Origin of the sequence: Mucilaginibacter endophyticus, from assembly GCF_003351025.1 — a bacterium.
In the GTDB taxonomy this organism is placed as follows: domain Bacteria; phylum Bacteroidota; class Bacteroidia; order Sphingobacteriales; family Sphingobacteriaceae; genus Mucilaginibacter; species Mucilaginibacter endophyticus.
Genome location: NZ_QPCG01000029.1, coordinates 1 through 398 on the forward strand (window position 1 = coordinate 1; position 398 = coordinate 398).

Below are 398 nucleotides of genomic sequence, written 5' to 3' on the forward strand. Positions count from 1 at the left end.
CCGTCAAAGATCACCGGTGATTTCAGTTTTTCTTTCATGAAGTCAAAATCCGGGGTACGGAATACCGGCCACTCGGTCACGATCAGCAGCGCGTCGGCTTCTTCAAGCGCGTTATAACGGTTGGTAGCATAACCTATTTTATCGCCAAGCAGTTTCTTTACGTTTGGCATACCTTCAGGGTCATAAGCGGTTACTGTAGCTCCTGCTGCTAAAAGGTCCTCAATGATATACAATGCCGGTGCTTCGCGGATATCGTCGGTTTCCGGTTTGAAAGCCAGGCCCCACAGCGCGAAGTGTTTGCCTTTCAGGCCACCTTCGCCATAATATTCACGCATTTTTACCACCAGGCGTTTCTTCTGCGTTTCGTTCACTTCCATCACCGAATTCAGGATCTTGAA

The 398-nt window shown here is 48.7% G+C and carries 1 protein-coding gene; it reads right to left on the reverse strand.

Annotated elements, in window-relative coordinates:
• Positions 1-398 (reverse strand): UDP-glucose/GDP-mannose dehydrogenase family protein (locus DUL71_RS31810; RefSeq protein WP_161964559.1); only part of this gene is annotated, 398 nt, incomplete at both ends.